General features: G+C 65.4%; 27 protein-coding genes. 16 read left to right on the top strand and 11 right to left on the bottom strand.

Annotated features, from left to right (window positions below; genetic code table 11):
- Nucleotides 1-194 precede the first annotated feature (194 nt).
- Together AC07PT_RS15730 and AC07PT_RS15725 are read left to right on the top strand one after the other, a co-directional pair.
- Entirely contained in the window at nt 195-1,793 is a 1,599-nt protein-coding gene (locus AC07PT_RS15730) for an alpha/beta fold hydrolase (protein ID WP_492347581.1), read from the top strand.
- 70 nt (nt 1,794-1,863) lie between these two features.
- A complete protein-coding gene (locus AC07PT_RS15725; RefSeq protein ID WP_494657232.1) occupies nt 1,864-2,757 on the top strand; it encodes an alpha/beta fold hydrolase in 894 nt (297 codons plus the stop codon).
- Nucleotides 2,758-2,815: 58 nt separating this feature from the next.
- Here the strand turns inward: AC07PT_RS15725 and AC07PT_RS15720 are convergent, their stop codons facing one another.
- Nucleotides 2,816-3,739, bottom strand: coding sequence for a carbon-nitrogen hydrolase family protein (locus AC07PT_RS15720; protein ID WP_492347583.1), 924 nt, complete (start codon nt 3,737-3,739; stop codon nt 2,816-2,818).
- Nucleotides 3,740-3,825: 86 nt separating this feature from the next.
- Between AC07PT_RS15720 and AC07PT_RS15715 the strand changes: the two genes are divergently transcribed.
- A complete protein-coding gene (locus AC07PT_RS15715; protein ID WP_494657231.1) occupies nt 3,826-4,746 on the top strand; it encodes a LysR family transcriptional regulator in 921 nt (306 codons plus the stop codon).
- 42 nt (nt 4,747-4,788) lie between these two features.
- On the opposite strand, the gene AC07PT_RS15710 is transcribed toward AC07PT_RS15715, so the two are convergent.
- Nucleotides 4,789-5,268 carry a DUF934 domain-containing protein gene (locus AC07PT_RS15710; protein WP_492347585.1) on the bottom strand — a complete coding sequence of 160 codons (480 nt, stop codon included), beginning with the start codon at nt 5,266-5,268 and terminating at the stop codon, nt 4,789-4,791.
- 336 nt (nt 5,269-5,604) lie between these two features.
- The gene (locus AC07PT_RS15705; RefSeq protein WP_492347586.1) at nt 5,605-6,999 is read right to left on the bottom strand and encodes an aminotransferase-like domain-containing protein; all 1,395 of its coding nucleotides are present in this window, start codon (nt 6,997-6,999) and stop codon (nt 5,605-5,607) included.
- Between the two features lie 378 nt (nt 7,000-7,377).
- Here AC07PT_RS15705 and AC07PT_RS15700 point away from each other — a divergent pair, with 378 nt between their 5' ends.
- From AC07PT_RS15700 to AC07PT_RS15665, 8 genes are read left to right on the top strand one after another with little or no spacing between them, the layout of a single operon-like run.
- Entirely contained in the window at nt 7,378-7,860 is a 483-nt protein-coding gene (locus AC07PT_RS15700; protein WP_027474024.1) for an MSMEG_0572/Sll0783 family nitrogen starvation response protein, read from the top strand.
- A gap of 20 nt (nt 7,861-7,880) precedes the next feature.
- Nucleotides 7,881-8,894 carry a Nit6803 family nitrilase gene (locus tag AC07PT_RS15695; protein ID WP_494657230.1) on the top strand — a complete coding sequence of 338 codons (1,014 nt, stop codon included), beginning with the start codon at nt 7,881-7,883 and terminating at the stop codon, nt 8,892-8,894.
- A 53-nt stretch (nt 8,895-8,947) separates the two neighbouring features.
- Nucleotides 8,948-10,018 carry an MSMEG_0568 family radical SAM protein gene (locus AC07PT_RS15690; RefSeq protein ID WP_494657238.1) on the top strand — a complete coding sequence of 357 codons (1,071 nt, stop codon included), beginning with the start codon at nt 8,948-8,950 and terminating at the stop codon, nt 10,016-10,018.
- Between the two features lie 26 nt (nt 10,019-10,044).
- Nucleotides 10,045-10,623, top strand: coding sequence for an MSMEG_0567/Sll0786 family nitrogen starvation N-acetyltransferase (locus AC07PT_RS15685; protein WP_494657229.1), 579 nt, complete (start codon nt 10,045-10,047; stop codon nt 10,621-10,623).
- On the top strand, nt 10,620-11,633 hold the full coding sequence (locus AC07PT_RS15680) for a sll0787 family AIR synthase-like protein (protein ID WP_494657228.1): 1,014 nt from the start codon (nt 10,620-10,622) through the stop codon (nt 11,631-11,633). Before AC07PT_RS15685 ends, AC07PT_RS15680 begins: the two co-directional genes overlap by 4 nt.
- Complete coding sequence (locus AC07PT_RS15675) at nt 11,630-12,859, top strand: MSMEG_0565 family glycosyltransferase (RefSeq protein WP_492347590.1); 1,230 nt, start codon at nt 11,630-11,632, stop codon at nt 12,857-12,859. Before AC07PT_RS15680 ends, AC07PT_RS15675 begins: the two co-directional genes overlap by 4 nt.
- 10 nt (nt 12,860-12,869) lie before the next feature.
- Nucleotides 12,870-13,166 (top strand): MSMEG_0570 family nitrogen starvation response protein, encoded by a 297-nt coding sequence (locus AC07PT_RS15670; protein WP_494657227.1) that lies wholly within the window; start codon nt 12,870-12,872, stop codon nt 13,164-13,166.
- Nucleotides 13,167-13,188: 22 nt separating this feature from the next.
- Nucleotides 13,189-14,502 carry an MSMEG_0569 family flavin-dependent oxidoreductase gene (locus AC07PT_RS15665; RefSeq protein ID WP_494657226.1) on the top strand — a complete coding sequence of 438 codons (1,314 nt, stop codon included), beginning with the start codon at nt 13,189-13,191 and terminating at the stop codon, nt 14,500-14,502.
- 54 nt (nt 14,503-14,556) lie between these two features.
- Here AC07PT_RS15665 and AC07PT_RS15660 read toward each other — a convergent pair whose 3' ends face one another.
- The 7 genes from AC07PT_RS15660 to AC07PT_RS15630 form a co-directional block, all read right to left on the bottom strand.
- On the bottom strand, nt 14,557-15,021 hold the full coding sequence (locus tag AC07PT_RS15660) for a hypothetical protein (RefSeq protein WP_492347593.1): 465 nt from the start codon (nt 15,019-15,021) through the stop codon (nt 14,557-14,559).
- A gap of 84 nt (nt 15,022-15,105) precedes the next feature.
- Entirely contained in the window at nt 15,106-15,453 is a 348-nt protein-coding gene (locus AC07PT_RS15655) for a copper-binding protein (RefSeq protein WP_492347594.1), read from the bottom strand.
- A 6-nt stretch (nt 15,454-15,459) separates the two neighbouring features.
- On the bottom strand, nt 15,460-15,942 hold the full coding sequence (locus tag AC07PT_RS15650) for a DUF411 domain-containing protein (RefSeq protein ID WP_494657225.1): 483 nt from the start codon (nt 15,940-15,942) through the stop codon (nt 15,460-15,462).
- 30 nt (nt 15,943-15,972) lie between these two features.
- Entirely contained in the window at nt 15,973-16,464 is a 492-nt protein-coding gene (locus tag AC07PT_RS15645) for a cupredoxin domain-containing protein (RefSeq protein ID WP_494657224.1), read from the bottom strand.
- Between the two features lie 28 nt (nt 16,465-16,492).
- Nucleotides 16,493-17,905 carry a multicopper oxidase family protein gene (locus AC07PT_RS15640; RefSeq protein WP_494657223.1) on the bottom strand — a complete coding sequence of 471 codons (1,413 nt, stop codon included), beginning with the start codon at nt 17,903-17,905 and terminating at the stop codon, nt 16,493-16,495.
- An 18-nt stretch (nt 17,906-17,923) separates the two neighbouring features.
- A complete protein-coding gene (locus AC07PT_RS15635; protein WP_494657222.1) occupies nt 17,924-19,357 on the bottom strand; it encodes a TolC family protein in 1,434 nt (477 codons plus the stop codon).
- Nucleotides 19,354-19,674 carry a hypothetical protein gene (locus tag AC07PT_RS15630; protein WP_494657221.1) on the bottom strand — a complete coding sequence of 107 codons (321 nt, stop codon included), beginning with the start codon at nt 19,672-19,674 and terminating at the stop codon, nt 19,354-19,356. Before AC07PT_RS15630 ends, AC07PT_RS15635 begins: the two co-directional genes overlap by 4 nt.
- Before the next feature lie 148 nt (nt 19,675-19,822).
- On the opposite strand from AC07PT_RS15630, the gene AC07PT_RS15625 reads away from it, so the two are divergent.
- Nucleotides 19,823-20,506 (top strand): heavy metal response regulator transcription factor, encoded by a 684-nt coding sequence (locus AC07PT_RS15625; protein ID WP_494657220.1) that lies wholly within the window; start codon nt 19,823-19,825, stop codon nt 20,504-20,506.
- A gap of 1 nt (nt 20,507) precedes the next feature.
- Nucleotides 20,508-21,893: a heavy metal sensor histidine kinase gene (locus AC07PT_RS15620; RefSeq protein ID WP_494657219.1), complete on the top strand. Its 1,386-nt coding sequence runs from the start codon at nt 20,508-20,510 to the stop codon at nt 21,891-21,893.
- Nucleotides 21,894-21,959: 66 nt separating this feature from the next.
- On the opposite strand, the gene AC07PT_RS15615 is transcribed toward AC07PT_RS15620, so the two are convergent.
- Complete coding sequence (locus tag AC07PT_RS15615; RefSeq protein ID WP_494657218.1) at nt 21,960-22,649, bottom strand: acyl-CoA dehydrogenase family protein; 690 nt, start codon at nt 22,647-22,649, stop codon at nt 21,960-21,962.
- Between the two features lie 322 nt (nt 22,650-22,971).
- On the opposite strand from AC07PT_RS15615, the gene AC07PT_RS15610 reads away from it, so the two are divergent.
- Genes AC07PT_RS15610 through AC07PT_RS15600 form a run of 3 tightly spaced genes read left to right on the top strand, consistent with a single transcriptional unit; the run spans nt 22,972 to nt 25,243 of the window.
- Nucleotides 22,972-23,856: a pirin family protein gene (locus AC07PT_RS15610; RefSeq protein ID WP_494657217.1), complete on the top strand. Its 885-nt coding sequence runs from the start codon at nt 22,972-22,974 to the stop codon at nt 23,854-23,856.
- Between the two features lie 45 nt (nt 23,857-23,901).
- Nucleotides 23,902-24,315 carry an OsmC family protein gene (locus AC07PT_RS15605; RefSeq protein WP_492347613.1) on the top strand — a complete coding sequence of 138 codons (414 nt, stop codon included), beginning with the start codon at nt 23,902-23,904 and terminating at the stop codon, nt 24,313-24,315.
- A 28-nt stretch (nt 24,316-24,343) separates the two neighbouring features.
- Nucleotides 24,344-25,243 (top strand): LysR family transcriptional regulator, encoded by a 900-nt coding sequence (locus tag AC07PT_RS15600; protein ID WP_494657216.1) that lies wholly within the window; start codon nt 24,344-24,346, stop codon nt 25,241-25,243.
- Nucleotides 25,244-25,289 lie beyond the last annotated feature (46 nt).

Raw genomic sequence — 25,289 nt, 5'->3', positions numbered from 1 at the left:
CGTCGCCGTGTTCGCCATTGCGCGCTGGGAAGGCTCGTTCGATGCCGACAAATACCGCGCCCTCACGGGCAGCGTGGTGCGCCGCAGCTGGCTGGGTCCCAAGGCGTCTGCCAGGCCCGCAGATTGATTCGCTCCACCGCAGCCCGGCCACGGGGCCTGGCGCGGGGGACTCGGTTAACAACAAGGAGACGTGAATGAAAAGGTACGAAGACAGACTCAAGTCCGTGGTGTGGCCCGCCTTGCTGGCCTTGGCCTCGATGGGCCATCCGGCTCAGGCGGTTGAACTGGAGGTGCTGGCGACGGGTGCCGTGTCAGGAGCCTTCAAGACCGTGGTGGCCGACTATGAAAAGCAGTCGGGCCATCGGCTGAAGATGTCCTGGGGCCCTTCGCTGGGTCAGTCGCATGAAGCCATCCCCGTGCGGATCAAAAACGGGCAAGCCCCTGATGTGCTCATCATGGTGTCCTCCGAGCTGGATCGTCTGATCCGTGAGCGGCGCTTCGCAGCTTCGGCTCGGCTCGACATCGCTCAGTCAGGGGTCGGCGTCGGGGTCAAGGCGGGCAGCCCTGTGCCAGACATATCGAGTGTCGACAAGCTGCGCCAGGCGCTGCTTGGCGCACCTTCGGTGGCGTACTCGGAAGGCGCCAGCGGAACCTACATCCAGAACGTGCTGCTCAAGCGATTGGGTATCGAGCAGGAGGTGGCATCCAAGCGCCACCTTGTGCCGGGCAAACAATTGGTGGGTGAGGTGCTGGCCGAAGGCAGTGCTGCCCTGGGCCTGCAGCAGATCAGCGAGTTGCGGGTGGTGCCAGGGGTGCACTACGTCGGCCCCTTGCCGGAGGAGGTTCAGAAGGTCTCCGTGGTGACGGCCTCCGTTGCGGCCAATAGCACGCATGCTGCGGAGGCGCTGGACTTCGTGCGCTACCTGGGTTCCCCTGCGGCAGTCGCGGCCATTGAACGCAGTGGCCTGGATCAACCGGGCGTGCCAGCCACCGTGATCGAACGCCGCCTGGTCCGCAGCGGCGCGGTGCAGATCGAGGTGCTGAGCCAGGGGCAAGGGCCTGCGATCGTGATGTTGCCATCGCTGGGGCGCTCGGTTCGCGACTTTGACCAGGTGGCTGCACGATTGGCCGCGCAGGGTTTTCGTGTGATCCGACCTGAGCCTCGTGGCATCGGTGCCAGCCAGGGGCCTCTGGAGGGCTTGACCCTGCACGACTTCGCCGCCGATGTGGCAGCGGTGTGCGATGCCGAGAAGACCGGTCCGGCCGTCATTCTGGGGCATGCCTGGGGCAGCCAACCGGCGCGCATGCTGGCGGTTGACCGACCAGACCTGGTCAAAGGCCTGATCATGGCCGCGGCTTCGGCTGGCAAGCTTCCGCCGGGCTCCACCGAGAAGCCCTATGGGCGTCTGCGCGATGCCATTGACGGCTCGGGCAACCCGGCGCTGCCGCAGGCCCAGCGCCTGCAATACCTGAAGCAGGCCTTTTTTGCCCCCGGCCATGATCCGAGCGAATGGCTGGAGGGCTGGTACGAGGCGAACCACCATGCCGAGGCCCACGCCCGCAATGTCACGCCCATCGACCGCTATTTTTCGGGCGGCAGCACCGCCCCCATCCTGGATCTGCAGGGCGAATTCGATGCGGTGGTGGTCAAGGATGTGATGAAGGCGTATTTGGGTGATCGGGTGCAGGTCGACGTGGTCAAAGGGGCAGGCCACGCCATGTTCCCGGAGCGACCCGCACAGGTCTCCGAGGCCGTGGCCCGCTTCGCACGCCAGGTGAACGCTGCCCACTGAGCGCGCGCCCATCTTTTTCCATCCTCGCCCTGGCCACTGCTTAAGAGGCCGGGGCCCTTGAAAGCCAACCATGAAAATTGCCAAACTCATTCTTCTCTCTGGCTTGATTGCCTGGTCCGCCTGCAGCATGGCCGCCGATGTGGCGGCCACTGCTTTGCAACACAAGGTGATCGAAAATGGCCCTGTTCGCATCGAAGTCACCGAACAAGGGCAAGGCCCTGCCATCGTGATGCTGCCCTCGCTGGGCCGATCAGGCCGTGACTATGACAAGGTTGCCGAACGGCTGGCCTCCGAAGGCTTTCGCGTGCTGCGGCCTGAGCCCCGCGGCGTCGGCCAAAGCCAGGGCCCCATGCACGGCTTGACCGTGCATGACTTTGCCGCCGACGTTGCCATGGTGATCGATGCCGAGGTCAAGGCCCCGGTGGTGGTGGTCGGTCATGCATGGGGCAACTTCGCGGCCCGCATGCTTGCCACAGACCGCCCCGACCTGGTGGCCGGGGTGGTGGTGGCCGCAGCTTCCGCAGGCAAGGTGCCGCCGGGGTCCAAAGAGCTGCCTATCGGCCCTGAGATGCGCAAGGCGATCGACGGCCCCAGCAATCCAGCCTTGTCTGAAGAACAGCGCCTGGAATACCTGAAGATCGCCTTCTTCGCCCCGGGCAACGACCCCAGGGTCTGGTTGGGTGGTTGGCACGAGGCCACCCATGAGGCGCAATCGCATGCCCGCAACGTCACCCCGGTGGACGATTACTTTGCTGCTGGTTCCGCCCCCATCCTGGATCTGCAGGCCGAGTACGACCCCGTGGCCCCGCGCCGGTTTTCGAACGTCCTGAAGTCCATGCTGGGCGACCGGGTGACCATCGTCGTGATCAAGAACGCCAGCCATGCCTTGGCACCTGAGCAGCCCCAGGCCATGGCGGACGCGATTGCCGACTTTGCCAAGAAGGTGTTTTCGGCTCGCCGTTGACGGGTGCGCCTTCACATGTCGTCTGCGTTCTGTCGTCCGCAGGCCACAACCCCGGTGCTCAAGCCTTGAACACCACACTCTGCCGCGGGCGCTCGTCCACCGTCAGCGAGAACACGTCCGGCCGCGCGTAGTGGCCCACCACATCGAAATCGTAGCGGGCGCGGGTCAGTTCGGTGGTGTCGATCTGGGCCACCAGCAGGCCGGTCTCGTGCTGGAGTGGCCCGGCCAGCACGTCGCCCAGAGGGCCCACGATCATGCTGTTGCCGCCGATCAGGGGCAGATCGGGGTCCCAATGGGGGGCGTTCACGCCCAGGGCCTTGGGTGAGGGCTGCACCTGGCAGGCGCTGATCACGAAGCAGCGCCCCTCGTGCGCGATGTGCCGCATCGACGACTGCCAGATGTCGCGCGCGTCCACCGTGGGGGCGCACCAGATCTGCACGCCCTTGGCGTACATGGCGGTGCGCAGCAGGGGCATGTGGTTCTCCCAGCAGATCACGGCACCGACACGGCCTGCGGGCGTGTCCAGCACCGGCAGGGTGGAGCCATCGCCCTGGCCCCAGATCAGCCGTTCGGTACCCGTGGGCATGAGCTTGCGGTGCTTGGCCACCAGTCCGCCCTCGGGGGCGAAGAACAAGGCGGTGCAATACAAGGTGTTGCCTGCGCGCTCGATCACGCCGATCACGATGTGGGCCTGGCAGCGCTCGGCCAGGCCGGCCAGGGCCTCGGTTTCGGTGCCTGGCACGTCGATGGCGTTGTCGTAGTAGCGCTCAAAAGCCTGGCGGCCTTCGGGCAGGCGGTAGCCCAGGTAGGTGCCAAAGCCCTCGCCCTTGGGGTAGCCGCCCAGCAAGGCCTCGGGCATCACCACCAGGCTGGCGCCGGCGGCGCGGATGGCGTCTTCATGCGACAGGATCTGCGCCAGGGTGGCGGCCTTGCCTTCGGGGTGGGCGCCGATTTGCAGCGCGGCAACCGTGGATCGGGTCATGTGAACTCGCTTTCGAAACAACAGGGTGATTGCGTCATCGTCGGCCTTTGGCGATCATCAATCAACCGATGATCAGACAAGCTGATATGAACGACATGAATATCGACAGCGTCGACCTGAACCTGCTCAAGGTGTTGCAGGCCTTGCACGAGGAGGGCACGGCCGGCCGGGCCGCCATCCGGTTGGGGGTCACGCAATCGGCCGTCAGTGCGGCGCTGGGCCGGCTGCGCGCCCTGTATGGCGACCCCTTGTTTGAGCGCACCGGCCGTGGCCTGCGCCCCACGCCCAAGGCCGAAGAACTGCGCCCCCTGATTGCCGAGGCCCTGCAAAAGCTGCGGCAAAGCCTGGCCCTGGCCCAGCCCGGGGGCGCCAGCTTGGCCGGGCGCACCGTGGTGCTGGGCCTGTCAGACGACCACGAGATGGCCCTGGGGCGTCGGCTCATCGACCGGCTTCAGCAGGCGGCGCCCGGCCTGCGCCTGGTGCTGCGCCAGACCCACAGCGGCTTGGCCGCCGACATGCTGATGGACCGGCGCATCGACCTGAGCCTGGGGGCCGGCACGGGCAGCTCGCGCACCCTGGCGCGCCAGGTGCTGGGCACCGGCCGCTATGCTTGCGTGATGGATGCGGCACAGACCCCGGCCGGGCCCCTGGGGCTGGAGGACTACCTGCGCCGGCCGCATCTGCTGATCTCGTCGGGTGGCTTTGTGGGGGTGGTCGATGAAGCCCTGGCGGCCCTGGGCCACAGCCGGCGCATCGAGGCCTCCACCACCCACTTTGCGGCCTTGCCTCACCTGCTGCGTGGCGGCACGGCCCTGGCCACCCTGCCCGAGCACGCGGCCCGCGCCTTGGCTGCCCTGGGGACCTTGGTGTGTGTGCCCTGTCCGATCGAGCTGCCCCGCTATTCCATCGAACTGGCCTCGCGCAGCAGCAGCCTGCGCGACCCGGCGCTGCAGTGCTTGAAGACCCATCTGATGGATGTGGCCCAGGGCCTTTACGGGCCCGCCTGAGCCCGGGGCCTTGCCGCCGCGCCGCAGGGCGGCGCGCGCATTTCAGCACTCCAGGCTGGGGGTGGGCATGGAAAAACTGTTGAAGCCGCAGCGATGCAGGTAGAACAACTGCGCCCCGGTGATGGGCCCGAAGGCGCGCAGCTCCCCGCCAAACTTCAGCGAGGCCCTCAGGTGGTTGGCCGCGCCATAGCACCAGTCTGAATCCGGGCCACCGATCCGCAGGGCCACCAGGGGCAGCGCCGCCAGGGCCGGCGCATGGGCCTCGAACTGTTGCTGGCTATCGACCCAGACGCCGATTTGCGACAGATCCAAAGAGGTTTCGCCGAGCAGTTCGCGCCACATCGGCAAAGGCAGGATCAGGCGCTTGTCGGCGGGCGTCGAGATCAAATCGTCGGGCTGGTGGATCAACAGCCAGGGGTCGTCGATCCACATCTGGTTTTGCTGGCTGACCAGAAGAACCTGGGGGTTCGGCGCCGGGCTGGCTGGCTTGGCTTGGATGTCTGCGTATCGTTGTGTGGGCATGCACCGTAGTTTGGCTACACCTGCCCTGAGGCAGCCGCATCAGAAATCGGAAACTTTTCAGGATCAGTTGGCCACCACGGCGTGTGGTGCGCACAGCGCGTCGATGCAGGGTTGGGCAGGGCGTCCAATTCAGCATCGTTCGACCGTCCAAATCAACATTGAAGCAGCGTCCAAATCGACATTCAAGGGGCGTCTGGATCGACAAACAACCATCCTCCAGGTCGTTCCAAGGACCAGCCAAGGAGCGAGCCAACTCGGCCCTGTTTGGCGCAAAGGCAGGCCCATTCAGCGCCTTTCAGCACCTGAACGCCTCGAATCCCCTCGAATCGCCTCGCTTCACGCCGAGGGTGGCGGCAGTGCCTGGTCCAGCACGGACGACAGCAGGCGCAGCGCCTGCTGCAGGTCCTCGCGACCGATCGAGCCGCCCAGGCACAGGCGCAGCGCGGGCGGTGGGTCGGCGTCGGTCGAGAAGGCGGCGCTGGCCACGCAGGCGATGCCCTGGGCACGCAGGCTGGTGGCCACGTCGATCGGGTTCCAGTCTTCGCGCAGCGGCAGCCAGACATGAAAGCCCTGCGGGTCGGCCAGTGCGCCGTGCTCGGCGAGGTAGCGCTGGGCCAGGTGCTGGCGTGCGGTCGACTCTTCGCGGATCGCCGCCAGCATGGCCGGCGCTGCCCCGGTCTGGATCCAGCGTGTGACCAGGGCTGCGGTGAAGGGTGAGCTCATGACCGTGGTGGCGCGCAGCGCACCTGCCGTGCGTTGCAGCAGGCGCGGGTTGAGTGTGCAGAGGTAGGACATGCGCAGCCCCGCACCCAGGCTCTTGGACAGGCCGGCGATGTAGTAGGTCAGCTCGGGGGCCAGGCTGAGCAGGGTGGGCAGGGCCTGGGACTGCAGCTTGCCATAGGCATCGTCCTCGATCAGGGGCACGCTGTAGCGGGTGGCGATGTCGGCGATCTCGCGGCGCCGCTGCAGGCTCATGGTCACGGTGGTCGGGTTGTGGATGTTGGGGTTGCACACCAGGGCGCGAGGCTGCATGGTTTTGCAGGCGTGTTCGAAGTCCTCGGCGCTCACGCCTTCATCGTCCAGGGTCAGGGCCTGCAGCTTCACGCCCAATTGGGCGGCAATCACCTTCATGCCGGGGTAGGCCAGGGCTTCGACGCAGAGCACCTCGCCAGGCCGGCACAGCAGGGTGATCAGGGCCAGCAGCACCCCGTGGATGCCCGGGCCCACAAGCACCTGTGCGGCATGGCAATCGGGCACATGGCTGCGCAGCCACAGCGCGCCCGCATCGCGCGCCTCGTTGCTTCCGCCGTAGTCCTGGTAGCGCATCAGCTCGTAGTAGCCGTGCGAGCCGCCATTGGCCAGGGCTTCACCGGCCTGCTGCTGCATCTGCTGCACCAGGGCATGGGCCACAGGCTCGGGTGGCAGGTTCATGGTCATCTCGGCGCTGCTGCCCGAGCGCAGCGGCAGGCCAGGGATGCGGCCACGCACCACCGTGCCGATGCCCACATGCGAGTCGATCAGACCCCGGCGCTTGGCTTCGCCATAGCCCCGGGCCACGGTGGTGTAGTTCAGCTTGAGCAACTGCGCCATGTCACGCAGGGTGGGCATGCGCTCGCGCGTGCTGAGCTCGCCGCGCTGGATGTCTTCGGCGATCAGCTCGGCCATCATCAGGTAGGCCGGTCGGCTGTCCTGGCTCAGGCGCTTGCGCCAGCGGGTGGCGTTGATGGGCATGGGGGGCTTTCTGAGGGCGGGGGGGCTGCCGGATTGATTGCATCAAGCATGCCACGCGGGCCGGGCCATCGCGCGCCAAGGCCGCACCAAAGCTGCTGACTCGGGGGGGCGGCTGATCGCCTTTGGTGCCGGGCTGGCCAATGATGGAGTGCATTGATCGCATGGCCAATCAAGGCTGTTTCGGGGTCTTCAGGCGGGGTTTCGCGGCTCGGAGGGGGCCTCCATTTTTTTGCAGGCGCGCCGGGGCAATGCACAGGCGCTTGATCGCAGATTGATCGCATCGGCCAGGCTCAAACGGGCATGTGGCCTGCAATGCAGAAGGCAGACACGGGGCATTCAGCCCGGTGTCTTCCCACCAACCCTCCATGGAGCAGCGCTATGCCAAAAGTCACCCAACCCGCCCACCAGAAAGGCGATTTTCTTGTCGACTACGAAGAAAAAGTCTTTGAAGATGTGAAGGCCGCCCCCGGCGAAAAAGCCCTGGTCACCTTCCACACCGTGGCCTTTGAAGGTTCGATCGGCTTCGTCAACCTGCTGCAGGCGACCCGGCTGCTGCGCAAGGGCTTCGAGACCTCGGTGCTGCTGTATGGGCCCGGCGTCACCCTGGGCCTGCAGCGCGGCTTTCCCACCCTGGGCGACGAGGCCTTCCCGGGCCATCAGAACCACAACAACCAGCTCATCAAGTTCATGGCCGAAGGGGGCAAGGTCTATGCCTGCCGCTTTGCGCTTCAGGCTTTGTATGGCCACGGTGAGGGCTCGCTGATTCCGGGCATCCGCCCCATCAGTCCGCTGGATGTGCTCGACATCAAGCTGCTGCACCGCAAAGAGGGGGCCTTGATCATCGACACCTGGACGGTCTGAGTCGAGCAGGGAACACCACCATGACCCAAGCTCGAACCGTCCGTGCCGCCGCCGTCCAGATCGCTCCCGATCTGGAGACCCCCACCGGAACGCTGGACCGGGTCTGCAATGCCATCGATGAGGCCGCCCGCCAGGGCGCCGAGCTGGTGGTGTTCCCCGAAACCTTTGTTCCGTACTACCCCTATTTTTCATTCGTGCTGCCACCCTGCCAGCAAGGCGCACCGCATCTGCAGCTCTACGAGCGGGCCGTGGTGGTGCCCGGCCCGGTGACCCAGGCCGTGGCCGAGCGCGCCCGCGCCCGTGGCCTGGTCGTGGTGCTGGGCGTGAATGAGCGCGACCACGGCAGCCTCTACAACACGCAACTGATCTTCGATGCCGACGGTGCCCTGAAGCTCAAGCGCCGCAAGATCACCCCCACCTACCACGAGCGCATGGTCTGGGGGCAGGGCGATGCCCAAGGCCTGCGCGTGGTCGACACGGCCGTGGGCCGTGTGGGCGCCCTGGCCTGTTGGGAGCACTACAACCCGCTGGCCCGCTATGCGTTGATGACCGAGCACGAAGAGATCCACTGCGCCCAGTTCCCGGGTTCGCTGGTGGGGCCCATCTTTGCCGAGCAGATGGGCGTGACCCTTCGTCACCACGCGCTCGAATCGGGCTGCTTCGTGGTCAACGCCACCGGCTGGCTGACCGATGCCCAGATCGAGTCCGTGACCCCGGATGTGAGCCTGCAGCGCGCGCTGCGCGGCGGCTGCCACACCGCCATCGTCTCGCCCGAGGGCAAATACCTGGCCGAGCCGCTGACCGAGGGCGAGGGCATGGTGATCGCCGATCTGGACCTGGCCCTGCTCACCAAGCGCAAGCGAATGATGGATTCGGTGGGCCATTACGCGCGCCCTGAGTTGCTGAGCCTGGCCATCAACCGGCGCCCGGCCCAGACCCACTTTGAGATGCCGGGCACCCAGCCCATCTCGTCCGCGACCGCAGCGGCGCCTGCAGGCGATTCCGCGCCCGTTTCCACCCTTGTCCAGGAGTGAATCCCATGAGCCCCCAAGCCGCCTTGATGCCCGCGCCGGACACCCGGCACCTGATGAGTGAGCTGCAATCGCTGGGTCTGCGCCTGGTCGATACATCGGCGGGCGTGGCCAGCCGACGCGGCGGTGCCGGCCCCTCCGATCACAAGGCCGTGACGGTGGACGGCCACACCATCATGGTGCCGGTCCACACCTCGACCGCCTGGACCTCGCCCTTCGTGGCCCTGGCGCCAGATGCCCAGGGGCGCAGCGTGATCACCCGCGACGCGATTCCGATTGCCAGCATCAGCTTCCCCAGGCAACCGCGCTTTTATGCGCTGCAGACGCTGGACGGCGTGCCTTACTCGCACATCGCCACGCTGCATGGCGCCGATGTGCTGGCCACCACCGTGCTGCAGACCTGCATCCGCTACGAAAGCCGCAAGAAGACCTGCCAGTTCTGTTCCATCGGTCAGTCGCTGGCGGCAGGCCGCACCATCGCGCGCAAGACGCCCCAGCAACTGGCCGAGGTGGCCCGCATGGCGGTGCTGCTTGACGGTGTGAAACACATGGTGCTGACCACGGGCACACCCAACGCCACCGACCGGGGCGCGGCCCTCTTGTGCGAGAGCGCCCAGGCCATCAAGGCAGCGGTCGACCTGCCCATCCAGGGCCAGTGCGAGCCACCTGACGACGATGCCTGGTTCGCCCGCATGAAGGCGGCCGGCATCGACACCCTGGGCATGCACCTGGAGGCGGTCACGCCCGCGGTGCGCGAACGCATCATGCCCGGCAAGGCCTCGGTGCCGATTGCGCGCTACCTGAGCGCCTTCGAGGCTGCCGTGCAGGTCTTCGGCCGGGGCCAGGTCAGCAGCTACATCCTGGCCGGCCTGGGTGACAGCCGAGAAGCCATCCTGGACATGAGCGCGCGCCTGGCCTCGATGGGGGTCTATCCCTTCGTGGTGCCCTTCGTGCCCATCAGCGGCACCCCGCTGGAGAGCCACCCTGCACCCAGCCCCGGGTTCATGCGCTCGGTACTGGAGCCCCTGGGCGACATCGTGCGCGAGGCCGGCCTGCGCTCCACCGACATCAAGGCGGGCTGCGGCAAATGCGGCGCCTGCTCGTCGATGTCGGTCTATGAGTCCTGAACCCGCCAGAGCCCCACGGAGGCCCCATGAACAGCCTGATCACCCCACCGTCCACCCACCCCGCCGGGGCGCGTGACCCAAGCCCCGCCTGCCCGGCTTTCCATGTGCGCCAGGCCTTGCTTGACGAAGAAATCGCGCAGGCCATGGCCTTGCGCCGCGCCGTGTTCTGCGACGAACAGGGCATCTTCACCGGCAGCGACCGTGACGACATCGACTCGCAGGCCCGGCTGTTGATCGCTGCCGCCTATGACGTGCGGCAGGCCCACAGCAGCGTGCTGGGCACGGTGCGCATCCACGAGGCCTCACCAGGCCTGTGGTGGGGTTCCCGGCTGGCGGTGCAACGCGCCATGCGCCGCCAGGCCAGGCTGGGCGCCCAGCTGATCCGTCTGGCGGTCTGTACGGCCCATGGCCTGGGCTGCGAGACCTTTCTGGCCCACGTGCAGATGCAGAACGTGCCCCTGTTCGAGAAGCTGCACTGGCGGTCGCTGGACACCTCGCTGGCCCATGGCCGACCCCATCACCTCATGCAGGCCGATCTGGCGCACTACCCACCTTGCCACGACCCACTGATGGGGTTTTTTGTCGAAGCCGGGGGCCAGCCATGAGCGCCTTGACCGATCTGGTGGCCGCGTTGCTTGACAGCCGCGGCTTTGCCCACAAGCGTGACATCAGCGCCGTGGTCGACTGCTTTGACGATCTTTTGGCGCAGGGCGTGGGTCAGATGGACCAGGCCGTGCCCCTGGGTGACGACTGTGCTGCACTGCCCGATGGCCAGGGTGGTTACCAGCTGCTGGCCATCGAGGGCTTGGTGGAAGACTTCATCACCCGCATGCCCTGGTTTGCCGGCTACAGCAGCGTGATGGTCAACATCAGCGACATCTATGCCATGGGCGGCCGGCCCACGGCGGTGGTCAACGCTTTGTGGGGGCGGGGCGCAGGGGCTGAAACCCAGAAAATGCTGGCGGGCATGGTGGCGGCCTCGCAGCGTTACGGCGTGCCCATCGTGGGCGGGCACAGCAATCTGCGCTCCGAACGGCCTCAGCTGGCGGTCTCCATCGTCGGCCACGCCAAGAAGTTGCTCAGCAGCTTTTCGGCACGCCCAGGTGATCAACTGTTGATGGCGGTGGACCTGCGCGGCCAATGGCAGGAGCCGTTTCCATACTGGAATGCCTCCACCGAGGCCCCCGCCGAGCGCCTGCGGGCCGACCTGGCGCTGCTGCCCGAGATGGCCGAGGCGGGCCTGTGCGAGGCCGCCAAGGACATCAGCATGGCCGGCACCCTGGGCACGGCGCTGATGCTGCTGGAGTGCTCGGGTGTGGGGGCCATCGTCGATCTGGACGCGATCCCCCGGCCCGAGGGCGTGCCCCTGCTGCGCTGGCTGACCGCCTTCCCGAGCTATGGCTTCATCCTCAGTGTGCGGCCCGAGCATGCGGCGGCCGTGCGGCAGCGCTTCGAGGCGCGGGGCCTGGCCTGCGCCTCGGTGGGCGAGGTCAAGGCCGTGCGGCAGCTGATCGTGCAGCAGGGCCCCGAAGGGGCCTTGCTGTGGAACCTAGCCGAGCAGCCCTTCATCCAGGGCACACCGGCACGCGGCCTTGAGGACAGGAGCCTGGCATGAGAGCAGATTCGTTGCGCATTGCCTTGCTCACCCATTCCACCAACCCGCGTGGCGGGGTGGTCCACTGCCTGGAGTTGGCCGATGCGCTGTGCGCCCAGGGCCATGCCGTGACGGTGCATGCCCCCGGCGTGCCCGGGCGGCCCCTGTTTCGGAGCAGCCGGGCCGCCGTGCGCATCCTGCCCGTAGCGGCCTCGGGTCCCAGCCTGCGCGAGGTGGTTCAGACCCGCATCCGCAGCTTTGTGCAAGGCCTCTCGGAGGCCGGGCAGGCCGGCTTCGATGTGTTCCATGCCCATGATGGCATTGGCGCCAATGCCCTGCTCACACTGCGGCGCCAGGGCTTGGTTGGGGCCTATGTGCGCACTGTGCATCATGTGGATGCCGGCTTTGGTGATCCGGTGGTGGATGCCTGGGAAGAGCAGAGCATCCGGCAGGCCGATCGCCTGATCTGCGTCAGCGAATCGTGGGCACCCAAGCTGCGCGAGCGCTTTCAGCGCGAGGCCCAGGTCATCCACAACGGGGTGGATCTGCGCCGCTTCAGCCCCGTGCCGCAGGCCACCGATGCCGACCTGGCCAGGCGCCTGGGCCTGGGCACCGGCCCGGTCTACCTGATGGTAGGCGGCGTTGAAGCCCGCAAGAACACCGTGGGCGCTCTTCAGGCTTTCGTGGCCTTGCGGGCCCGGGTGCCCCAGGCCCAATTGCTGATTGCCGGCGGCGCCAGCCTGCTGGATCACAGCCCCTACCGGCAGCGCTTCGAGCAGGTCCTGGCCCAGGCCGGTTGGCAGGCCGGGCCTGGCCAGCCCGTGGTGCTGAGCGGCGTGCTGGCCGATGCCGACATGCCCGCCCTGTACCGGCTGGCCACGGCACTGCTGTTTCCATCACTGCTTGAGGGTTTTGGACTGGCCATCGTCGAGGCCATGGCCAGCGGGGTACCCGTCGTCGTCTCGCGGCAAGAGCCCTTCACCGATTTCCTGGGGCCCGACGACGCCCTGTGGGTGGACCCGCATTCGACGCCCTCCATGACCGAGGCCCTGCTGCAGGTGTTGTTTCAGGGCACGGCCCAGGCGCTGCGCGAGCGGGGCCTGCCGCTGGCGCGCCGCTTTGACTGGGGCGCTGCGGCCCGCGCCCATGTTGCTCTGTATTCGGCCCTGTATTCGAACCTGGATAGGGCGCTAGGCGCCCCCGCCGCACAGCCTGCCCGCCCGCTTTCCCAACCGTCTTTTTGCTGAGGAGATATCCATGCCTGAAATGTTTTTCACCGTGAAATGGCCCGATGGCGCCCAGGAGCGCTGCTACTCCCCCTCGCTGGTCATCACCGACCACCTGGCCGTGGGCGCGGACTACGCGCTGGGCGACTTTGTGGCCCGCTGCGATGCCGCCTTGAGCGAGGCTTCTGAGCGCGTGCAGCAGAAGTACGGCTACTTCTGCTCCAGTGCCATCGACCAGTTGGGCCAGATCAAACACCGTGCCCAGGCCTTCGAGTCAGAGCCTGCGCCCCGCGTGCAGGTGCTGGCCTTCACCCCCGGATCCCGTTGATTTTTCCAAGGAGCACACACCCATGTCCACCCTCTTCAAGAACCAGGAACACCTGCTCAATCAAAAAGACTACCCCGTGGTGGTGGTCGGTGGCGGCCAGGCCGGCCTGTCGGTCAGCTACTACCTTCAGCAACAAGGCATCGAACACATCGTGCTCGAAAAGAAGTTCGTCGCCCACGCCTGGGCCAAGGACCGTTGGGATACCTTCTGCCTGGTCACGCCCAACTGGCAATGCCGCCTGCCCGACTTCCCCTACGCCGGTGACGACCCCGAAGGCTTCATGCTCAAGGACCAGATCGTCGAGTACGTGCAGGCCTTTGCGCTGAAGACCCGGCCCCCGGTGGTAGAGGGCGTGGGTGTGAGCCGGGTCACCCGACAAGCCAATGGCGACCTGCTGGTGGCCACCACGGCAGGTGACTTTCACACCCGCCACGTCATCGTCGCTACCGGTGGGTATGACCTGCCCATCATTCCGGCCTATGCCGAGCGCCTGCCACGGCACATCCAGCAGATCCACTCGGTGGACTACCGCAACCCCGAGCAGTTGCCCGAGGGCGAGGTGCTGGTGGTGGGCACGGGCCAGTCGGGTGTGCAGTTGATGGAAGACCTGCACCTGGCAGGTCGCAAGGTGCATTTGTGCGTGGGCCCGGCCCCACGTTCGCCAAGGGTGTACCGTGGTCGAGAATCCACGGCCTGGTTGATGGACATGGGTGTGTATGAGCTGACGGTGGCCCGCCACCCCCTGGGTGACAAGGCCCGCGAGCGCACCAACCACTACATGACCGGGCGTGATGGCGGTCACGAAATCGACCTTCGCAAGTTCGCCCTGGAAGGCGTGAAGCTGTATGGCAGCATGGCCGACATCGAAGGCAGTACGCTGCGCTTTCTGCCCGACCTGGAGAAGAACCTCGACGATGCCGACGAGGTCTACGTGGGCATCCGCCGCGACATCGATCGCTACATCGCCGCGCAGGGCATCGATGCCCCGGCCGAGCCGGATTTCGTCAAGGTCTGGCGCCCCGAACACGAGGTGCTGGCGCTGGACGCCGAAGCCGCCGGCATCACCACCATCATCTGGGCCATCGGATTTCGGCCCGATTACCGCTGGATCGAACTGCCCGCCTTCGATGGCCGCGGGCACCCGAAATACGAACGCGGCGTCTCCTCCGTGCCGGGCCTGTATTTTCTGGGCCTGCCCTGGCTCAACACCTGGGGTTCGGGCCGTTTCCTGGGCATTGCCGACGATGCGCGGTATCTGGCGGATGTGATTGGCGGACGCGAAGCGCCCGCCGGTGAGGCCCGACACGGCTGCGTACCGGAGGCGCTGGCTGCCTGAGAGCGGAGGACGGCCAGGGCGCCGGTGCTGCTGGTCTCAGGCCCGCGGCCGCGCTCAATTGGCAGGGCCAGAGGGGGGCATGCGGTCCATCATCATCCGCATCATGGACTCCATCATGTCCATGCGCTTTTCCAGCATTCGCTGCCGATCCGGCATGCCTGAGTTGGGGGCCTTGTCGGAGGGCATGCCTCCCATGCCGGGCGTTCCCCCCATGGGCTTCATCATGGCCATGCCTTCTTGCATGAGCTTCATGTGCTCGCTCATCAAGGCTTGCCGTTCCTCAGGGGTTTTGGCTGCGGCCATCTTCTCGTGCATGGCCTGCATCGCTTTCATGTGCTGGTCCATCGCGCCCATCTTGGTGGCCCCCATGGTGCTGTCGGCAGGCTTTTGAACGGGCGCCGCAGAGGGGGCTGTGGCCTGGGGATGATGGCTTTTGTGCTCGTCTGCTGTCTGCGCCGAGGCCGTCAATGCGGCGACGGCCATGCAGAGCCCCATCCATGTTTGGCGAGAGGTGGTCATGGTTTTCTCCATTCACGAGTTGATGATGCGGGGATTCACTTGAGAGCCGCTGAACTGGGCGCTTCGATCGCGCCCGCCAGCTTCTTACTTCTGCGCGGGCTGGATCTCGGTGACGATCAGTTTTCCGCCCTCGTCAGTCGCCATGAATCGGATCTTGTCGCCGACCTTGAGGGGCGCCAGAAGAGCCTTGTCTTTGGCGGTGAACACCATGGTCATGCCAGGCATGTCCAGGTGCTTGATGTCGCCGTGTTTGATCGTGACCTTGCCGGTGCCTGGGTCGATCTTTTTGATTTCGCCGTCGGTCAGGGATGCCGGCGTTTGTGCCGCGGCCATCGTGCTCTGGTCGAGGGCGGCTTGCGCCAAGCCTGCAACTGGCAAGGTGCTCCCCAGCGCAAGGGCGCAAATCGCCAGGGTTCGGGTGATTGGGTTCATGGCTTTTCACACGTCAGAGTTGAAGGTTTTTGCCGTTCCGTCCTTCTGGACCAGAAGCACCCGAAAGGCGTCGCGACGTCCGCCATACTCGGGTCCGTCCATCCCGGGTGAGCCGATCGGCATACCCGGAACGGCCAGACCCAAAGCGGCGGGGCGTTCCTTGAGCAGTCGCTGGATGTCGGCGACCGGCACATGGCCCTCGATCACGAAGCCCTGGACCATCGCCGTGTGGCACGAGCCAAATTGCGTGGGCATGCCCAGGCGAGACCTGGCGGCCGTGTTGCCCTGCTCAAGAACGGTGACCTGAAAGCCACTTTTCTCAACGACCGCGATCCAGTCTTTGCAACAACCGCATTGGGGGTCTTTCCAGACCCGCATTGGTACAGGTGCTGGCGACGCAGCACGTGCGATGGCCAGGCCACCCACGGCAGCGAGCCCCACCAGGAGCGCACGTCTGGTGGCTGAACTTGGGATGTACAGGTCCGTCATGCTGAATTCACTCCTTTGCACAATCAGTCATCATTTCTTGTCCACCTGGATCAAACCTCTCATGCCGGCCTCGTAATGACCTGGCATCAGGCAGGCAAAGTTCACGCTGCCTGCCTGGGTGAACTGCCAAACAATTTCGCCTTGCTGGCCCGGCGCTACCGTGACCTTGCTGGGTTCATCGTGCTCCATGTCCGGAAACCTCTTCATCAGTGCCAGGTGCTCCAGCAATTCCTGCCGGGTCCCCAGGCTCAGCTCGTGTTTGACCTGGCCGGTGTTCTTCACAACGATGCGAACGGTCTCCCCTTTGCCGACCCGGATGTCGGAGGGTGTGAAGCGCATGTTGTCTCCCATCTCAACCGTGAGGGTGCGGCTGGCCTGGGCGGCCAAGCCCGGCTTTCCGATGGCTGAATCTTCTTCGGCGTGAGCGTGTCCGCCGGTGTGATTTCCGTTGGCTAAAGCCGTGCTGGACACGGCCATCCATGCCAACCCAGCCAAGGTGCGAGCGCAGCGGGATGGTTTCATTTTCTCTCCTGAGGCCGACTGAATCGCTTCAATGGCCGGTGTGGGACGTGGGCTTGCGCACCTGCACTTCAGTGGGTGCCTTCGGCTTTTGGGCCAGGGGCATGGACTGACCCCCATCAGCGCTGAAGCGGGCCGGCTGAGCCAATGGGCCTGTGTACTCGTGGGCCACCGTGCCTGGCGGGTGCTTGTACCAACCCGGGCCTTTGTAGTCCCCCGGCTTTTGATCCTTGCGGACCTTCAGGACGCTGAACATGCCGCCCATTTCCACGGGGCCGAACGGGCCTTCACCCGTCATCATGGGAGCCGTGTTGTCGGGGATGGGCATCTCCATGTCCGACATGTCTGACATGCCACGCTCGCCCATGACCATGTAATCAGGGATCAGCTTGTTGATCTTCTTGGCCAGCCCACTGTGATCAACGCCGATCAAATTGGGCACGTTGTGCCCCATGGCATTCATGGTGTGGTGGCTCTTGTGGCAATGGAGCGACCAGTCGCCTTCCTCATCGGCCACAAATTCGATCTGGCGCATCTGCCCGACGGCCACATCGGTGGTGACCTCGTGCCAGCGTGCCTGCAGCGGGGTCGGCCCGCCATCGGTGCCCGTGACCTGGAACTCATGGCCATGCAAATGCATCGGGTGGTTGGTCATCGTCAGGTTGCCGACCCGGATGCGCACCTTGTCGCCGAGCCGCACATTGAGGGAGTCGATGCCCGGAAAGACCCGGCTGTTCCAGGCCCACAGATTGAAGTCCAGCATCGTCATCGTCCGGGGGGTGTAGCTGCCCGGGTCGATGTCGAAGGCATTGAGCAAAAAGCAGAAGTCGCGTTGCACCTCATCGATCAGCGGGTTCTTGGCCTTGGGATGGGTCACCCAGAAGCCATACATGCCCATGGCCATCTGAACCATCTCGTCGGCATGCGGGTGGTACATGAAGGTGCCCGGCCGGCGGGCCACGAACTCATAGACAAAAGTCTTGCCAGGCGGAATAGAGGGCTGGGTCAACCCAGAAACACCATCCATGCCGTTGGGAAGGCGCTGTCCATGCCAATGGACGGCGTGGTGTTCGGGCAGCTTGTTGGTGACAAAGATCCGCACCCGATCGCCCTCGACCACCTCAATCGTGGGGCCCGGGCTTTGACCGTTGTAGCCCCACAGATGCGCCTTGAATCCAGGGGCCATTTCTCGCACCACGGGTTCCGCGACCAGGTGGAACTCTTTGACACCCTGGTTCATGCGCCAAGGCAAGGTCCAGCCGTTCAGGGTCACGACCGGGTTGTAGGGGCGGCCACTGTTGGGCACCAGGGGGGCCATGGTTTCTGCGGAGGTCTGGAGGATGGGCTCGGGCAAGGCGGCCAGGGCCACCCGGTTGACGGCGGCGGCGGCGAGTGCCCCCCCGGTCAGCCCGGCATGTTTGAAAAATTCACGTCTGGAAGTCATGGAGGTTCGCCTAGAGAGTCAGTGTCCGGTGACGTTGCCGGCGGTGGGGCTACCCGAGACAGGCAGGGGGGTTTTGGTGGGGCGGCCAATCAAGGACGACTGAAGCGCGGCATCGGCCAGCCAGAACTGTTGTTCGGCCTGGATGGCGCCGATCACCGTGCTGACCTGGTCTCTGGCGTCGGCCAGAAGTTCGAAAACGCCGATGATCATCCCGTTGTAGCGGAGTTGGTTCTCCTCGGAGATCACCTTGCGGACGGGAACGACTTCATCGCGAAAATGCCGGGCCATGTCATAAGCTGTCCGGTAGGCGGAGTAGCTTTCACGCAGACTGGAGCCTGCTGACCTGATCGTTGCCTCCAATTGGTTGGCTGCCGCGAGCGTGCGTGCATTCCAGGCCTGCCGCTGCATGCCTCCCCAGTCGAAGATGGGAAGGCGAACACCGATTTCATACCCCCGTTGATCGGAACGAGTGCCCGCTGCGCTGTCCCACTGGGTGTTGCGTCGCGCTGTCAGCTCGATGTCGGTGAGGCTGGTCACCGTGTTCAAGCCCTGCGACCGGCCCGCCGATGCGAGCGCACTTTGTGCCAGCCTGACATCCAGACGCGCTTTGCTGGCAAGTTGCCCCACCACCGCGGGTGACAAGGCCTCTTTAGGCAGATCGGGCAAGCGATCCGGCAGTTGCAGTTGCTGCGCCTGAGACTCGCTCAAGCCCAGCAGCCGGACCAACTCTTCGCGATTGGCCGTGGCTTCGTGGCCTGCAGCGGCCAGGCGCGACGCCGAGTCGGCATAGAAGGCCTGCTCTCTGGCCCGGGTGAGTCGGTTGTAGTTTCCGACGGACTGCATCCGCCGCGCCAGTTCGGCACTGGCTTCGGCACTTTCGAACACTTGCTGGGCGTACCTCAAGGTTTGTCGGCTGGTCACGGCACGGACCCAGGCCTGCCGGACTTGGGTGACATGGTCGACAACATCAGCCGTGAGGCGCAACTGAGCTTGTTCGATGCGGCGTTGCGCAATGCCCTGCCGCGCCGGCAGGGTCAGGACATCGAGCAAACCAAAGGACAAAGCGCGATTCACATCCAGGTCGTGGCCGGTGGTCAGGCGCTCAAACCCGAAAACAGGGTTGGCGATGCGACCGCTCTGCGCCGCCGAGGCTGACTCTGCCCAACCTTGGGCCAACAAGGCCTGCAAAGCCGGGCTGTTGACCAAGGCCAACTGCACGGCCTCCGTGGGGCCCAAAGGCTTGCTCAGCAACTTGGCTGATGCGTTGGTGCGCTGGGTTTGTTCTTCGCGCGTTTGGGCCAGGGTGACCTGGCCTCCGGTGAAATCGGCGGTTTCAGCGTTGACCCGGTCAAGGCTTTGTTCCAACGACACGCTGGCGCATCCGGACAAGGCGGCCACGACGGCAAGCGCCGTGAACAGGGAAGTGCGAGAAAGAGTGGCACCGCGACTCATGGCTTGGCGCCTCCATGGGAGGCGGGGTGCCCCTCCATGCCTGGCGAGCCCGACACCGGGGCCTGGTCAGACCGCTCTTTGGCATACGTGCGCCAACCGCCAATGCGTTGAACGCGATCATTGGCCTCACGCCAGGGCTGAACAGCCGGGTCGCTATAGGGTTCGTAATGGCTGATCCATGACCGGTACTGCAAGGGCTGAGTCAGAATGGGCGCGATTTCGGGGGTCTGGTTGAGCGTTGGTGTCTGCGCGCCCACGGCGCTTGCAAACAAAGCCAGCGTCAGCGGCCATCGGAGCCTGACGAATTGAAATGGCATGGGCGGGTTCCTCTCGGTGATCTTTCGAAGCACAGCATGATTCTGATGGGATGAAGCTGTCAGAAACCCGCCTGGAAGATGACATGTTTGTTATCTTCGGATCGGGCCTGCCGGAAGGCTGCACACTAGAGAAACTGGAGCGAGGGTTGTGAAGATCTTGATCGTTGAGGATGAGCCCAAGACGGGTGAGTACCTTCAGCAGGGCTTGACGGAGGCGGGCTTCGTCGTGGACCTGGCCAAGGACGGCATTGACGGCTTGCACATGGCCGAGGGGCAGGACTATGACCTGGTGATACTCGATGTCATGCTGCCCGGGCTCAATGGGTGGGAGGTTCTCCAACGGCTGCGAGCGCGTGGCCTGAGAATGCCCGCCATGTTCCTGACGGCTCGGGATCAGGTGGAAGATCGCGTGAAAGGCCTGGAACTGGGGGCTGATGATTACCTGGTCAAGCCCTTTTCATTTGCCGAATTGCTGGCCCGCGTGCGCACCATTCTGCGCCGGGGCCGCAGCGCCCAAGAGGTCACAACGCTCAAGGTGGCCGACCTGGAACTCGATTTGCTGCGCCGCCGTGTTTCGCGAGCCGGCCGGCGCGTCGACCTGACGGCCAAAGAGTTTGGTCTGCTCGAATTGCTGATGCGGCGGCATGGCGAGGTCTTGCCTCGATCCTTGATCGCTTCACAGGTGTGGGACATGAATTTCGACAGCGACACCAATGTGATCGAGGTCGCCGTGCGCCGTCTGCGCAGCAAGGTCGATGACGGTCAATCCGTCAAGCTCATCCAGACCGTGCGCGGCATGGGCTATGTGCTCGAAGTGCCGGAAGACCTGTGAGATGTTGCGTCGTCTTTCACTGACCCATCGCCTGACCGTATTCTTCACCGCCGTCGCGGCGGTGGTGGTGCTGGGCCTGGGCTGGCTTGTCTTCGCGGCCTCCGATCAACACTTTGCGGAACTGGACCAGATCACGCTGCAAGACAAGCGGCAGTTGATCGAGCACCTGCTGGCCCATGCCCAATCGGCGGAAGATGCCCAAGGGCGTCTGAACGAGGCCTTGAATCACCACCATGGGCTGTTGGCGGCCGTGGTGACGCCCGACGGGCAGATCTTGTTCCGATCGGATGGCTTTGTACCCTTGCCCCAGACCCAGTCGTTGGCCACAAGCCACGACACGGCGCCTGTGCTGCAACTGGGCTCGCCTGATGGCCGGGCGTTGCGGGCGCTGCTGTTCAAGGTCAGAGCCCCCTATTCATCGGCCTCCCCTCTGGAGGTCACGATCGAAATGGACACGGCGCACCATGCCCAATTTCTGGCCGATTTGCGCCTGCGCCTCACGCTTTATGCCTTGGCTGCCACGCTGGTCAGCGGCTTGCTGGGCTGGTTGGCGGCCCACCGCGGCCTGGCGCCGCTGCACGCCATGAGGGCGCGTGCCGCAGGGGTCAGCGGGCAGCGATTGAGTGAGCGCATGCCAGTTGACCAAGTGCCCGTGGAAATGGCGGAGCTGGCCGGTGAGTTGAATCGCATGCTCGACAGGTTGCAGAGCGATTTCACGCGCCTGCAGGATTTCTCATCGGATCTGGCGCATGAGCTGCGCACCCCCATCAGCAATTTGCTGACTCAGACCCAGGTCACCCTGTCGATGCCCCGCGATGCGGCCATCTACCGTGACATCCTGGCCTCGAACGCCGAGGAACTGCAGCGCTTGGCCAGAATGGTGTCCGACATGTTGTTTTTGGCCAAGACCGACCGTGGCGTCCATTTGCCTCGCAAAGAGAGTTTCTCAGCCTTGCAGGAGGTACAGGCGCTGTTGGAGTTCTATGAAGCCGTTGCTGAAGAGAAAAGCATCCGCATGAGCGCGCAGGGCCGAGGCGACATCCTGGGCGATCAGCTGATGTTCCGTCGTGCTGTCAGCAACCTGCTCTCCAACGCACTGCGCCACGCCCCTGAAGGTGGCGAGGTTCACGTCGTCATCGAGAGCTCGGGGCCCCACACCGAAGTCACGGTGGAGAACACCGGTGAAGACATTGATCCCCAGACCTTGTCGCGCTTGTTCGATCGATTCTTTCGCGCCGATCCGGCACGGCATCGGTCGGCCTCCGACGGCGCCGGGTTGGGCCTGTCCATCACCAAGGCGATTGCTGAGGCGCATGGGGGCACCGCCGTGGCCAGCTCCATGAACGGGCACACACGCTTCACGCTGACTTTTCCCTGCAGTTCATAGCGTTGGCATCGTTCGTGCCACTGGCCGCCTGATGGCGGCGACCGGGCCGGCACAGGCGCTGCGGCCTCAGATCAGTTCCACATGCTGCTGCAGGTGCTCGGCCACACGGCCCAGGGCCATCCGCACGGGGTGAACAGCCCTCTCCAGGGCGCTGTCGCCCAGCCACTCGTCCTCGCGAAAAAAGACCTGACGCACATCGATGCGGGCGCTCCAGGCCCGCGACGGCAGCGCGGTGTCGCCGCTGGTGCGCACGTCAAAGCCGTCTTCCTCGCTGCGCAACAGACACCAGCCCGCCGTCGACCCCATCTGAACGGGGGCGATGAACGAGAAGCCCTGGGGCGGCGCATTCACGGCCTGCAAGCCCTGGCCATTCAGCTGCCAGCCCCGACCGGTGTCGTGCGCCTGCAAGCGGTACAGCCCCAAGGGCAGCGGCACCGTGGCGGCACGCTCGCCACTCAACAGGTCAGGCAGCAGGTATTCGCGCAGGGCGCCGTTGGGCGACTGGAGCAGAAACTCGATGGCCATGCGCTGGCCCCAGAACACCAGGGCGGCCGGCATCGAGTGCTGGCACACCTCGACCATGCGTGCCGCCAACTCATGGGCCTCGCCACCCAGGCCCCCGTAGCGGGTGGGGACGGCGCATCGGAACAGATCGTTGTCTTGCAGATACGTCAGATCGGGTACGGGCGAAGCGCCGGTCGAGGCAGGCAGTCTGCCGGGCGTGTGGCGGGGTGGGGCGATCGTTCTCGTTGGCATGCAGCCGAGTATCGAAACTCTGCCCCGCCGTGAGCAGGATCAGATCCGCCGAAGCGGGGCGGATCAGAGGCCCGGGCAGTGTGCCGGCGTCGTGATCACGCGCACTTGTGCCTGCACAGGCTGCCGGGCATGGCCGGTTCGGGTTCTGATCGCCATGGGATTGATCCGCGGGTGGGCGCAGCAGAAAATGGAAAGCCCCTTGAATTGTTCCATGTGAGCAACAATGTGGGGCTTCAATCGATCTTCCTCAGAGCGTTAAACAACAATAAAGTCAGGCCATCGACTTCATCGTCCTCACCGACTCAACACCGAAAGGCTCACCATGACATCCAGCTCTGTTCAGATCACCCCGGTCACCCAATCGCGCAGCGTCGAGCAACTGGTGCGCGGCCAGGCCACCTCGGATGGTGCGGGCGTCAAGCTCAGCCGCGTGCTGACGCAGCCCTTGCAGCATCGGCTCGACCCCTTCCTGATGCTCGATGCCTTTGGCAGCGACAACCCCAACGACTACATTGCCGGCTTTCCCGACCACCCGCACCGCGGCTTCGAGACCATCACCTACATGATTGCCGGCCGCATGCTGCACCGCGACAGCGCCGGTCATGAGGGCCTGCTGCAAAACGGCGGCGTGCAGTGGATGACGGCCGGCAAGGGCGTGATCCATTCCGAGATCCCGCAACAGGAGGAGGGCGTGATGGAGGGCTTTCAGCTCTGGCTCAATCTGCACAGCAGCGAAAAAATGAACACCCCCTGGTACCGCGACTTCCAGGCCGCCGACCTGCCGCATTTCGTGACGCCCGCCGGCGTGGCGGTGACGGTGATCGCTGGCAGCAGCCACGGTGTGCAGGGCGCAGTGCAGCGCCCCATCACCCAGCCGCTGTACCTGGATCTGCACCTGCCCCAGGGCGCACGCTTCGATCAGGTGCTGCCACCGCAGCACAATGCCTTCGTGTACGTGTACCGGGGCGAGGTGTCGGTGGGCGGTCAGGCCGTGCCGCTGCAGCGCATGGCCATCCTGCGCAATGAGGCGCAGGCCGACGGTGTGGTCATCGAGGCCACGGCCGATGCCCGTGTGCTGCTGATCGCAGGCCAGCCCTTGAAGGAGCCCATCGTGCAGTACGGCCCCTTCGTGATGAACACCAAGGAAGAGATCTACCAGGCCCTGAACGATTTCCGCGATGGGCGCCTGGGCGAAGAAGCTGCCTGAGGCTGCGCCGCAGCCCTGATTTTCTGGATTGAACGGAGACTGACCATGACCATCGAAGCCACCCTGCAGCGCGCCAACGGCGCGCTCACCACCCTCAGCAACGGCCGCCATGTCTGGAACTCGGACATCGACAAGACCCTGGGTTCGCAGGATCGGGCCCCCGATCCGCACGACCTGCTTGATTCGGCCCTGGCCGCCTGCACCACCCTGACGCTGGAGCTTTACATTCGCCGCCGTCAGCTGGCCGTCACGGCCTTGCGGGTCACGGTGGATCATGTGGAAGACAAGGCCGACGACGGTCGTGTGCGTTACCAACTGCAGCGTCGCATCGCCATCGAGGGCACACTGACCGATGCCGAGCGCCAGCGCCTGCTCGAGATCGCCGACAAATGCCCCATCCACCGCCTGCTCAGCGGCGAGATCCACATCGAATCGGCGCTCGAAGCCACACCGGGCTGAGGCCAGCGACACGCCCGCCGCAGTGCTCATGGAATCCCTCAACCCCAACGATCTGCTGATCTACGCCCGTGTGGCCGAGGCGGGCAGCTTCAGCAAGGCGGCCGAGCGCCTGGGCCTGCCCAAATCCTCGGTGTCGCGCCGCGTCGCGCACCTGGAGGAGCAGTTGGGCGAGCGCCTGATGTCACGCTCGACCCGCCGCTCCACCTTCACCGAGTTCGGCCTGCAACTGCTCGAACATGCGCGCCAGGTGGCGGCAGAGGTCGATGCCGTCACCGCCCTCAGCGAACACCGTCAGCTGCAACCCACGGGGCGCCTGCGCGTCTCCATGCCGCCCGAAGTGACCACCCTGATGCTGCGTGAGATGCTGGCCGCCTTTGTGGCCCTGCACCCGGCGGTGACGCTGGAGCTGGACCTGTCACCACGCCGGGTCGATCTGGTGGGCGAAGGCTTTGACCTGGCCCTGCGCTTTGGCGAACTGCAGGACGATGCCTCCCTCACCGCGCGACGGCTGGCCACGCTGTCCATCGGTCTGTACGCCGCACCGGCCTACCTGGCCGAGCATGGTGATCCGCAATCCCCCGAAGACCTGGCGCAGCACAAGAGCGTGCTGCTGCTCAAGCGCAACCTGGAGCCTGCCCGCTGGACGCTGCTGCACGGCGACACCCGCTGGGAGGGCGCCCCCCCAAGCAGCTTTGTCGCCAATGCCCCCGGCCTGCTGCTGGAGATGGCGGTCGGCGGCTGTGGCATTGTGGCCGTGCCCGACGCCATGGCCCAGGCCCGGGTGCGCAGCGGTGAATTGCGCCGCGTGCTGAGCGCCTGGTGCCTGCCCCCCGAGCCGGCCTGGGCGGTGTTTCTGGGCCGGCGCCTGATGCCCAGCAAGACCCGGGCTTTCATCGAGATGCTGCAGGTGGCGCTGCAGCGAGATTGAGTGCTTGGGCTGCCGGGCCTCAGGGGTCGTACCGGGCCACCTTGAG

The sequence above is a fragment of the Curvibacter sp. GW821-FHT09D12 genome (genome assembly GCF_059416245.1).
The sequence above is the reverse complement of the archived record's forward strand: the minus strand, read 5'-3'. Positions and strand labels throughout refer to the sequence as shown.

What these genes read in the sequence shown, in the direction of transcription:
- AC07PT_RS15730 (WP_492347581.1), top strand. Translation starts at nt 195, where the DNA reads ATGAAAAGGTACGAAGACAGACTCAAGTCCGTGGTGTGGCCCGCCTTG.
- AC07PT_RS15725 (WP_494657232.1), top strand. Translation starts at nt 1,864, where the DNA reads ATGAAAATTGCCAAACTCATTCTTCTCTCTGGCTTGATTGCCTGGTCC.
- AC07PT_RS15720 (WP_492347583.1), bottom strand. Translation starts at nt 3,739, where the DNA reads ATGACCCGATCCACGGTTGCCGCGCTGCAAATCGGCGCCCACCCCGAA.
- AC07PT_RS15715 (WP_494657231.1), top strand. Translation starts at nt 3,826, where the DNA reads ATGAACGACATGAATATCGACAGCGTCGACCTGAACCTGCTCAAGGTG.
- AC07PT_RS15710 (WP_492347585.1), bottom strand. Translation starts at nt 5,268, where the DNA reads ATGCCCACACAACGATACGCAGACATCCAAGCCAAGCCAGCCAGCCCG.
- AC07PT_RS15705 (WP_492347586.1), bottom strand. Translation starts at nt 6,999, where the DNA reads ATGCCCATCAACGCCACCCGCTGGCGCAAGCGCCTGAGCCAGGACAGC.
- AC07PT_RS15700 (WP_027474024.1), top strand. Translation starts at nt 7,378, where the DNA reads ATGCCAAAAGTCACCCAACCCGCCCACCAGAAAGGCGATTTTCTTGTC.
- AC07PT_RS15695 (WP_494657230.1), top strand. Translation starts at nt 7,881, where the DNA reads ATGACCCAAGCTCGAACCGTCCGTGCCGCCGCCGTCCAGATCGCTCCC.
- AC07PT_RS15690 (WP_494657238.1), top strand. Translation starts at nt 8,948, where the DNA reads ATGAGTGAGCTGCAATCGCTGGGTCTGCGCCTGGTCGATACATCGGCG.
- AC07PT_RS15685 (WP_494657229.1), top strand. Translation starts at nt 10,045, where the DNA reads ATGAACAGCCTGATCACCCCACCGTCCACCCACCCCGCCGGGGCGCGT.
- AC07PT_RS15680 (WP_494657228.1), top strand. Translation starts at nt 10,620, where the DNA reads ATGAGCGCCTTGACCGATCTGGTGGCCGCGTTGCTTGACAGCCGCGGC.
- AC07PT_RS15675 (WP_492347590.1), top strand. Translation starts at nt 11,630, where the DNA reads ATGAGAGCAGATTCGTTGCGCATTGCCTTGCTCACCCATTCCACCAAC.
- AC07PT_RS15670 (WP_494657227.1), top strand. Translation starts at nt 12,870, where the DNA reads ATGCCTGAAATGTTTTTCACCGTGAAATGGCCCGATGGCGCCCAGGAG.
- AC07PT_RS15665 (WP_494657226.1), top strand. Translation starts at nt 13,189, where the DNA reads ATGTCCACCCTCTTCAAGAACCAGGAACACCTGCTCAATCAAAAAGAC.
- AC07PT_RS15660 (WP_492347593.1), bottom strand. Translation starts at nt 15,021, where the DNA reads ATGACCACCTCTCGCCAAACATGGATGGGGCTCTGCATGGCCGTCGCC.
- AC07PT_RS15655 (WP_492347594.1), bottom strand. Translation starts at nt 15,453, where the DNA reads ATGAACCCAATCACCCGAACCCTGGCGATTTGCGCCCTTGCGCTGGGG.
- AC07PT_RS15650 (WP_494657225.1), bottom strand. Translation starts at nt 15,942, where the DNA reads ATGACGGACCTGTACATCCCAAGTTCAGCCACCAGACGTGCGCTCCTG.
- AC07PT_RS15645 (WP_494657224.1), bottom strand. Translation starts at nt 16,464, where the DNA reads ATGAAACCATCCCGCTGCGCTCGCACCTTGGCTGGGTTGGCATGGATG.
- AC07PT_RS15640 (WP_494657223.1), bottom strand. Translation starts at nt 17,905, where the DNA reads ATGACTTCCAGACGTGAATTTTTCAAACATGCCGGGCTGACCGGGGGG.
- AC07PT_RS15635 (WP_494657222.1), bottom strand. Translation starts at nt 19,357, where the DNA reads ATGAGTCGCGGTGCCACTCTTTCTCGCACTTCCCTGTTCACGGCGCTT.
- AC07PT_RS15630 (WP_494657221.1), bottom strand. Translation starts at nt 19,674, where the DNA reads ATGCCATTTCAATTCGTCAGGCTCCGATGGCCGCTGACGCTGGCTTTG.
- AC07PT_RS15620 (WP_494657219.1), top strand. Translation starts at nt 20,508, where the DNA reads ATGTTGCGTCGTCTTTCACTGACCCATCGCCTGACCGTATTCTTCACC.
- AC07PT_RS15615 (WP_494657218.1), bottom strand. Translation starts at nt 22,649, where the DNA reads ATGCCAACGAGAACGATCGCCCCACCCCGCCACACGCCCGGCAGACTG.
- AC07PT_RS15610 (WP_494657217.1), top strand. Translation starts at nt 22,972, where the DNA reads ATGACATCCAGCTCTGTTCAGATCACCCCGGTCACCCAATCGCGCAGC.
- AC07PT_RS15605 (WP_492347613.1), top strand. Translation starts at nt 23,902, where the DNA reads ATGACCATCGAAGCCACCCTGCAGCGCGCCAACGGCGCGCTCACCACC.
- AC07PT_RS15600 (WP_494657216.1), top strand. Translation starts at nt 24,344, where the DNA reads ATGGAATCCCTCAACCCCAACGATCTGCTGATCTACGCCCGTGTGGCC.